A 2536-nucleotide genomic window follows, 5' to 3' on the forward strand; every position below is an offset into this window, starting at 1 on the left:
ATGGGGTACAACGGCACAGACCTCTATAGCCCCGAAAACCAGTATGCCGAGACGGATGCGGCCCGGCTGCAAGGCTATTTCGATCTGACCAATGCGATCCTGCGGCAAGCCGGGCAGACCCCTTACGGCAGCACGGACGTCCTGCGCCGCAGCGACGATCAGCTGCGCGCGCTGATCGATGTTTGTCACGTCTACGGCCTCAGTGTGATCTTCGACGTGGTCTACAACCATGCCGGCGGCGGCTTCGACCCTCACAGCATGTGGTTCTTCGACCGCGCACCTACGGCCGACAACAACGACAGCCTCTACTTCACCGACCAGGGTTGGGCCGGCGGACTGGTGTTCGCGTACTGGAATAACGACGTGAAGCAGTACCTGATCGATAATGCCAGATTTCTCTATGAGGACTACCGGATCGACGGCTTGCGCTTCGACGAAGTGAGCGTAATGGACCGCTTCGGCGGCTGGGCAACCTGCCAGGACCTCACCAGCACCCTGCGCACCGCAAAGCCCGAGGCGATCCAGATCGCCGAGTATTGGCCCGTCAATAGCTGGACTGTGCGAGACCGAGGCGACGGCGGCGCCGGCTTCGACGCGACCTGGACCGACGGCGTGCGCGACAGCGTGCGCTTGGCGATCGCAAGCGCATCTCACGGCGCGAGCGCGCACGTGTCGATGACAGCGATCGCCGACGCCATCGAAGAGCACGGGTTGCGGGACCGCTGGCGCGCTGTCCAGATGATCGAGAACCACGACCTCGTCTATGCAGGCCGCGACTTGAGGATCGCCCGGCTTGCCGACGGCAGCGACCCGCGATCCTGGTATGCGCGCAGCCGCAGCCGCGTCGCCATCGGGCTAACGATGACTTCGCCGGGGATTCCCATGCTCTTCATGGGTCAGGAGCTTCTGGCGGACGAGCCGTGGAGCGACACGCCCGGCGCCGGCACGTCGATTCCGTGGGCCGCGCTCGAAGCCGGCGACAAGACACTCGCCGATTTCCTGCGTTTTACGCGCGAACTGATCGGCCTGCGCCGCCTATATCCGGCACTGAGAGGCGAAGGCTGCGCGATCATTCACGTGCATGACCAAAACCGCGTGCTGGCGTTCCAGCGCTGGGTCGAGGGCGCGGGGGGCGATGTTGTGGTGGTCTGCAGCCTGAACGAAAATACGCTGCACAATTATGCCGTCGGCTTTCCCACCGCAGGGCGCTGGCGCGAAGTGTTCAACAGCGACGTTTACGACAATTGGGTGAACCCGATTGTCGCCGGCAACGGCGGCGGCGTGGATGCAGACGGGCCCGGCCTGCATGGCCTAGCCGCCTCCGCTTCATTGACGATTCCCGCAAACGGGCTTTTGGTGTTCGCAAGAAGCTAGACTGAATTGCGCCACTCAAATCGACTTCTTTGGTGAGACCGCCGATGACAGTAACCGCCTATCTAGCAGGCCCCGACGTGTTTCTTCCCAACGCGGTCGAGCATGCTGCGCGCAAGGTCGCGATATGCCAGCGCTTCGGTTTCCGCGGCCTGCCGCCGCTGAACCAGGGCGTCGAGACCGCCGCCAACGAGCTGAAAGCCTGGCAGGCGATCTTCGAGAAAGACATCGCGATGATGGAGCGCAGCGACATCATCATCGCCAACCTCACCCCGTTCGGCGGCGCCTCCGCCGACGCCGGCACATTGATCGAGGTCGGCTGGTTTCTCGGCAGGAGCAAGCCGATCTTCGGCTATTCGAACACCCGTGATAATTTTGAATCCCGCATGCGCAGACAACTGGGCGATGACTATGCCGAGTTAGGCATCGAAGGTTTCCACCTGCCCGATAATCTGATGATCGTCGGCGCCGTACATAGCGGTGGTTACCCGATCTTTGTGCCTACCGATGACAAGGCGCGCGGCATCGATGCGCCGGATGTGTTCGAGGCCTGTGCGGAGGCGGTGGGGCGATTTGCAGTGGAGCGAACCGGGCGCCGGTGAAGCGGCGCCACCCTGGTGATGGGGTAAAGGGTGTAAATCCGCGAGGATAGCGGCCACAATTAAGGATTCGATAGGTACTCGAAGCTGCTACCTAGCCCCTTTATGCGCCGACTTTTCGGACATCCCTGCTTTAGCCAATGTCCGCTTCGCGCCAACAGCGGCCGTTCCATAAGCGCTCATTCGGCTGACTTCGCACGCGAGCGGCTTGCGTGTACCAACAGCCGCAGCCGTTTCTACGCCAACCCGCGGTTGCGGGCTCGAGTTCTGCCGGCGCGCTCCGAAATGGTGACCACGTTGATCGCACGGATGTCCGATTTGCTCGCCCCGATATCCAAATCTACGACCCGCACGTAGGCCGTCGCCCTGACCAAATGAGCGGCGAGCCTCGAGGGCTATGGCGTCCGCCCTGTGTAAGTCTCGGACAGAAGATCGACGCCCTTGTCGGCGACGGCCATGACGGTCGCGTTCGTATTGGCGCTGATGATCCTGGGCATAATGGAGGCGTCCATAATCCGGAGGCCGTCGATCCCCTTGACCCGCAAGTCGGGCGTGACGACGGTCGT

3 protein-coding genes are annotated in these 2536 nt (G+C 62.5%); 2 read left to right on the forward strand and 1 reads right to left on the reverse strand.

Features of this window, described 5'->3' with window-relative positions; all coding sequences use genetic code 11:
* A partial coding sequence (locus VNX23_RS19585; RefSeq protein WP_325632677.1) for an alpha amylase C-terminal domain-containing protein occupies positions 1-1374 on the forward strand: 1374 nt, incomplete at its 5' end.
* Positions 1375-1418: 44 nt separating this feature from the next.
* A complete protein-coding gene (locus tag VNX23_RS19590) occupies positions 1419-1973 on the forward strand; it encodes a nucleoside 2-deoxyribosyltransferase (RefSeq protein WP_325632678.1) in 555 nt (184 codons plus the stop codon).
* Positions 1974-2365: 392 nt separating this feature from the next.
* Here VNX23_RS19590 and VNX23_RS19595 read toward each other — a convergent pair.
* On the reverse strand, positions 2366-2536 hold a 171-nt coding region (locus VNX23_RS19595), incomplete at its 5' end, for a GMC oxidoreductase (protein ID WP_325632679.1).

The organism is Bradyrhizobium sp., from assembly GCF_035570375.1.
Lineage (GTDB): Bacteria > Pseudomonadota > Alphaproteobacteria > Rhizobiales > Xanthobacteraceae > Bradyrhizobium.

Bases quoted from the DNA above. Each gene is read 5' to 3' on its own strand.
- VNX23_RS19590 (WP_325632678.1), top strand. From the start codon at position 1,419: ATGACAGTAACCGCCTATCTAGCAGGCCCCGACGTGTTTCTTCCCAAC.